6 protein-coding genes are annotated in these 5,123 nt (G+C 74.3%); 3 read left to right on the top strand and 3 right to left on the bottom strand.

All coding sequences use genetic code 11. The features are described from left to right. Positions 1-420: 420 nt before the first annotated feature. From AAHZ94_RS36260 to AAHZ94_RS36250, 3 genes are all read right to left on the bottom strand, one after another. Positions 421-1,335, bottom strand: a complete 915-nt coding sequence (locus AAHZ94_RS36260) for a GlxA family transcriptional regulator (protein WP_349997875.1) — start codon at positions 1,333-1,335, stop codon at positions 421-423. Beyond that, positions 1,332-1,883: a cysteine hydrolase family protein gene (locus tag AAHZ94_RS36255; RefSeq protein ID WP_349997874.1), complete on the bottom strand. Its 552-nt coding sequence runs from the start codon at positions 1,881-1,883 to the stop codon at positions 1,332-1,334. The genes AAHZ94_RS36260 and AAHZ94_RS36255 overlap by 4 nt, the downstream gene beginning before the upstream one ends. 311 nt (positions 1,884-2,194) lie before the next feature. Next, positions 2,195-2,782 (bottom strand): TetR/AcrR family transcriptional regulator, encoded by a 588-nt coding sequence (locus tag AAHZ94_RS36250; protein ID WP_349997873.1) that lies wholly within the window; start codon positions 2,780-2,782, stop codon positions 2,195-2,197. Between the two features lie 172 nt (positions 2,783-2,954). On the opposite strand from AAHZ94_RS36250, the gene AAHZ94_RS36245 reads away from it, so the two are divergent. The 3 genes from AAHZ94_RS36245 to AAHZ94_RS36235 all read left to right on the top strand — a co-directional run bounded on the left by AAHZ94_RS36245 (position 2,955) and on the right by AAHZ94_RS36235 (position 5,009). After that, on the top strand, positions 2,955-4,169 hold the full coding sequence (locus AAHZ94_RS36245) for an MFS transporter (RefSeq protein ID WP_349997872.1): 1,215 nt from the start codon (positions 2,955-2,957) through the stop codon (positions 4,167-4,169). 103 nt (positions 4,170-4,272) lie between these two features. Next, positions 4,273-4,662 (top strand): nuclear transport factor 2 family protein, encoded by a 390-nt coding sequence (locus tag AAHZ94_RS36240; RefSeq protein WP_349997871.1) that lies wholly within the window; start codon positions 4,273-4,275, stop codon positions 4,660-4,662. 164 nt (positions 4,663-4,826) lie between these two features. Next, a complete protein-coding gene (locus AAHZ94_RS36235) occupies positions 4,827-5,009 on the top strand; it encodes a DUF6104 family protein (RefSeq protein ID WP_349997870.1) in 183 nt (60 codons plus the stop codon). Positions 5,010-5,123 lie beyond the last annotated feature (114 nt).

Below are 5,123 nucleotides of genomic sequence, written 5' to 3'. Positions count from 1 at the left end.
GTGGCTTCGTTGATCTCTAAGAACAGCGTTTGTCGACGGTTTCCGGAGGCGGTTGGCGATCAATGGGCTCGTGAATGTCGAAGAGAAATGACGGCACTGCGGCGGCCGAGAACGGGGGAGGGGGGGGGGGCCCCCCCCCCCGGCCGGGCCCCCCCCCCCCCGGGGGGGGGGCCGGGCCCCCTCGGCATGTACAGGGGCCGCCCGCGTACGGGGCTTCGGCGGTTGGTGGGGGCGTACGCGCGGAGTGCGTGCGCGGGGAGGCGGGGTGCGGAGGAGCCCATACGCGGGGAGCCCGTACGCGGGGAGGCGGTGCGGGCAGAAGCCGTGCGCGAGGAATCCGTACGCGGGGAGGCGGCGCGTACGGAGCCCGTGCGCGCGAAACCCGTGCCCAAGGAGCCCGTACGCGGCGGGGCCGTCCGTTCAGCCCCCGGTTCGGGCGCGCAGTCGGCGCAGCATCCTGGCGTCCTCGAAGCCGACGTCGCGGGCGGCGGACTCGACCGTCGCGCCGTGGTCGATCAGGTGGGTGGCGTGCTCGACGCGCAGCGTCTGCTGGTAGCGCAGCGGGGTCAGGCCGCCGGTGGCGCGGCCGAACAGCCGGGTGAGGGTGCGCGGGCTGACGCCCGCCTGGGCGGCCAGATGGGCCAGGGTCAGCGGCTCGGCGAAGCGGGTGTCGATGAGGTCCTGGACGCGGTGCACGGTGTCGTCCAGGTGCGAGCGGTACCGCAGCATGGCGCTGGTCTGCGGCTCGTGGCCGTTGCGGCGGGCGTAGACGACCATGTCGCGGGCGACCTGAGCGGCCAGCGCGGGCCCGTGGCGCACGGCGAGCAGATGCAGCGTGAGGTCGATGCCGCTGGCGATGCCGGCGGAGGTGACCACCCGGTCGTCCGCGGTGAACAGGACGTCGCGGACCACGGTGGCGTCCGGGTAGCGCAGGGCCAGTTCGTCCTGGTGGGCGTGGTGGGTGGTGCAACGGCGGCCGTGCAGCAGGCCGGCCCGGCCCAGTGCTTCGGCGCCCGCGCAGCCGCTGGCGCCCGTGCCGCCGGCGGCGTGGTGGGCGCGCAGCCGCTCCAGGGTGTCGGCGCCGAAGCCGGGGCCGTCCCGCAGTGTGGCGGCCTGCCAGCCGGGGACCAGCACCAGGTCGCCGGGGCCCAGGGGCGGCCAACTGACCCGTGCGGTCAGCGGCAGCCCCTGGGCGCTGGGGACCTGTTCCTGCTCGGCGACGTAACTGAGCTGGTAGGGCTGCCCGTGGGTGCTCGCGCTGGCGAAGACCTGGGCGGGGCCCGCCACCTCAAGGAGGTGGACGCCGGGCAGCAGGACGAAGACGACGTGGGTCACGCGGTCGATGGTTCCCGTTCGGCCGTCAGTTCCGCCACCGTGGCGATGCGGGCGAACCGGTCGCGCAGGGCGGCCTCGGTGCGCTCGATGATCTGCTCGGCGCTCAGGCCGCCGACCGGGTTGGTGGTGGTCGCGTCGGTGACGAACACCGCCTGGTAGCCGAGGTCGCTGGCGAGCCTGGTGGTGGTCTCCACGCACTGCTCGGTACGGATGCCGCACAGCCACACCTCGCCCACGCCGGCCCGGGTCAGCAGGTGCTGGAGGTTGGTGGTGGTGAAGGCGTTGTGCACGGTCTTGTGCAGGACGGGCTCGCCGTCCGCCGGCTGCTCCAACTCGTCCAGGAACCGTACGCGCCCCAGTTCCGGATCGAAGGAGGTGCCGCTGCCGGGTGCGGTGTGCAGGACCCACACCACGAGGTCGCCGGCGGCGCGGGCGGCGCGGACCAGGGCGTTGACCGGCTCCGCGATCTGCTGGTTGCCCATGTCGTCCCAGAAGGGGGCGACGCGGAAGGACTCCTGGACATCGATGACGATGAGTGCTCGCTTCATGTCACCCATCATGACCAGCGCCGATGTATCGATGACAGGCTCGATCGAGGCTGGCTCCGGAACGATCTGGTCAGCGTGACGAGGGCTGCCGGGGAGGGCGGGCGCCGGCGGTCGACCGGCCGGCGGTCGGTGGCCGCGGCCCTCCTGGCGACCTTGGTCCTGCTGGCGACCTTGGTCCTCCTGGCCGGCCTTGGTCCTCCTGACGGGCGGCGGAGCCTCCCCGCGCACGATCGCCCCGTGCATCGATCGCCCTGCGCGTCGGCGTCCCCGCGCGCCGCCCGCCGGCTCCCCCGGTTCGGCGCAGTGCCGCGTCACGCCGGCCCGGCCCCGTCCTCGGTGGACCCGTCCTCAACGGGCAGCGCCCGGACGGCCCGCGCGATGGCGGGGCGGAGTTCGTCGAGGCTGTGGTCGGGGCCGAGGATCATGCGCCGGAGTTGGGGCATGGCCAGGGTCCAGCCGACCAGGCCGAGGGTGAGGAACAGCCGGGTGCGCGGATCGGCGTCGTCGTCCGCGGTCCGCGCGGCGTGGAGCTTGTCCTGGTAGTGCTGGGTGCGGGCGGCTTCCCCAGGTACGGGCTGGTCGCCGAGTTCGAGGGCTTCCCACAGGAGCAGGCGCAGCGCCTCGGGGTGGGCGCGGTGGTAGTCGAAGAGGCGCTCGGCGTAGGCGGGCAGGTCCTCGTCGCCGGGCGGGACGGCCTCGGCGAGGTCGGCCATCAGGCGTTCCAGGACGGCGGCGAAGAGCTTGCCCTTGTCGCCGAAGTAGTCGTAGATCGCCCGCTTGTTGGCCTTGGCCTGGGCGGCGATGCGGTCCACGCGGGCGCCGGCGACGCCGTGGGCGGCGAACTCCGAGGCCGCCGCCGCGAGGATGCGTTCCTTGGTCGCCGTGGAGTCGTATGCCATGCAGCGATGGTAACGAACTGGTTCGTTTGACGTTCGGAGATCGGTCTGCGACGCTCTCCCCAGCTTTCGAACCATCTAGTTCGTTCGATTGGAGTCCGCGATGTCCAGGACTGGCCCGCCCGCCTCTCCCGTCCCACCCGCCCCTCCCGAGCCCGCCGGGCTGGGACGGCGCATGCCGCTGGTGCTGGCGCTGGCGTGCGGCGTCAGCGTGGCGAACGTGTACTTCCCACAAGCCCTGACCCCGCTCATCGCCGACGGACTGGACGTCGCGCCGTCCACCGCGGCGGCCGTGGCCACCCTCACCCAACTTGGCTACGCCGTCGGGATCTTCCTGCTGGTCCCGCTCGGCGACCGGCTCCCGCGCCGCCCCCTGATCACGACCCTGCTGGTGCTGACCGCCGGCGCGCTGCTGACCGCCGGACTCGCCCCGGCCGCCGGCGTGCTGGCCGCCGCCGGCGCCGCGGTCGGCGTGGTGACGGTCGTTCCCCAACTGCTGCTGCCCATGGCCGCGGGCGCGGTCGCCCCGGACCGGCGCGGCGCGGTGATCGGCACCCTGCAAGGCGGTCTGATCGGCGGCATCCTGCTGGCCCGCACCTTCGGCGGGGTGCTAGGCGAACACTTCGGCTGGCGCGCCCCGTACCTGGTCGCCGCCGCGCTCACCGCGCTGCTCGCGCTGGTGCTCGGCCGGACCCTGCCGGCCGCCGCCGCCCCCGCCCGCGACCGGTACCCGGCGTTGCTCGCCGACACCGTGCGGATGCTGCGCACCGAGCCGGCCCTACGGCGCTCCGCGCTGTACCAGGCCACCCTCTTCGGCGCCTTCAGCGCCGCCTGGACCGCCCTCGCCCTGCTCATCACCGGCCCGCACTACCGGATGGACGCCCAGGCGGTCGGCGTCCTGGCGCTGATCGGCGCGGCCAGCATGTGCTGCGCCCCGGCCGCGGGCCGCTGGGTGGACCGGCGCGGCGCGGAGCGCGTGAACGCCCGCTGCACCCTCGCCACGCTGGCCGCCGCCGCGGTCCTCGCCATCGGGTCTGTGGGCGGCGTGCCGGGGCTCATCGCACTCGGCGCGGGGCTCCTGCTGCTCGACGTGGCGGTGCAGTGCAGCCAGGTCGCCAACCAGGCCCGCATCTTCGGGCTGCGCCCCGAGGCCCGCAGCCGCCTCAACACCGCGTACATGACGTGCTCGTTCCTCGGCGGCAGTGCAGGCTCCTGGCTCGGCATCCGCGGCTACGCACTCCTCGGCTGGCCGGGGGTGTGTGCGCTCATCGCGCTCGCCGCGGCGCTCGCCCTCGGCGTCCAACTCGCCGGCCGCCGCAGCCGCCCGCACCCCAAGGGTCCTGCCGCCGCCCCTGCGGTGGCGTCCGCGCCCGCGGGCCCGCCGCGGTGAAGGGGCACCGTACGGCCGCGCGGGCACCGCCGCCGGTCGCCGGCCACCGGCACCCACCCGCTGTCCCCTCCGTGACGACCACCGATCCGAAGGACCTTTCTCCATGACCTTTCCCGCCATGCCCCCGGCCGTCCTCCAGTTCTTCCAGGCATCGCAGGACGGTGACGCCGACGCCTGGGCGAAGGCGTTCGCGCAGGACGGGGTCTTCCACGACCCCGTCGGGACCGCTCCGATCACCGGACGTGCGGCGATCCACGCCTTCATCGCCTCCGTCCTGCCGGGCTTCCGCCCCTTCCTCGGACTGACCCCCACCGAGGCGCACACCGTCGGCAACCACGTCGCCGTCGCCTGGCGCGGGGCCGCCGTCGCGCTGGACGGCAGGCCGGTCAACTGGTCCGGCATCAACATCTACGAGCTGGCCGACGACGGCCTGATCCGGGAGGCCAGGGCGTACTTCAACAGCGCCGTCTTCCAGGCCCAGCTCTCCGGTTGAGCGAAGTGGCCGGACCCGGCCGGTAGCGCGATGTCGTAGGGCCGGTCGGTGGGGCCGGGGCGGGTCCTGGGCGGGCCTATCCTGAAGGCGGGCGGGCGGTGCACTCCTGTGGGTGGCGGCCCGGCCCACCGTCATCGTCTCTCTCGTCTCTTGCGGAGCACGCCTTGTACTTCACCGACCGCGGCATCGAGGAACTGGAGAAGCGGCGCGGCGAGGAGGAGGTCACCTTCGAGTGGCTCGCCGAGCGGCTGCGCGAGTTCGTCGACCTCAACCCGGACTTCGAGATCCCGGTGGAGCGGCTGGCGACCTGGCTGGCCCGGCTGGACGACGAGGACGAGGACGAGTAGGCGGGCCTCGCTCGGCGGGCCGGCCGCCGGGTCCGCCCGGTCCCGCTTGCGCGCCGGGTCCGCCTCGGGCCCGCCTCGCCGTCGCTCCCGCGCCGGACCCGCCTCGCCGCCGCG

The organism is Streptomyces sp. HSW2009, assembly GCF_040240285.1.
GTDB lineage: Bacteria > Actinomycetota > Actinomycetes > Streptomycetales > Streptomycetaceae > Streptomyces.
The sequence above is the reverse complement of the archived record's forward strand: the minus strand, read 5'-3'. Positions and strand labels throughout refer to the sequence as shown.

Excerpts from the sequence above, each read along its gene's own strand:
- AAHZ94_RS36245 (WP_349997872.1), top strand. The coding sequence starts at position 2,955 with ATGCCGCTGGTGCTGGCGCTGGCGTGCGGCGTCAGCGTGGCGAACGTG.
- AAHZ94_RS36250 (WP_349997873.1), bottom strand. The coding sequence starts at position 2,782 with ATGGCATACGACTCCACGGCGACCAAGGAACGCATCCTCGCGGCGGCG.
- AAHZ94_RS36255 (WP_349997874.1), bottom strand. The coding sequence starts at position 1,883 with ATGAAGCGAGCACTCATCGTCATCGATGTCCAGGAGTCCTTCCGCGTC.
- AAHZ94_RS36240 (WP_349997871.1), top strand. The coding sequence starts at position 4,273 with ATGACCTTTCCCGCCATGCCCCCGGCCGTCCTCCAGTTCTTCCAGGCA.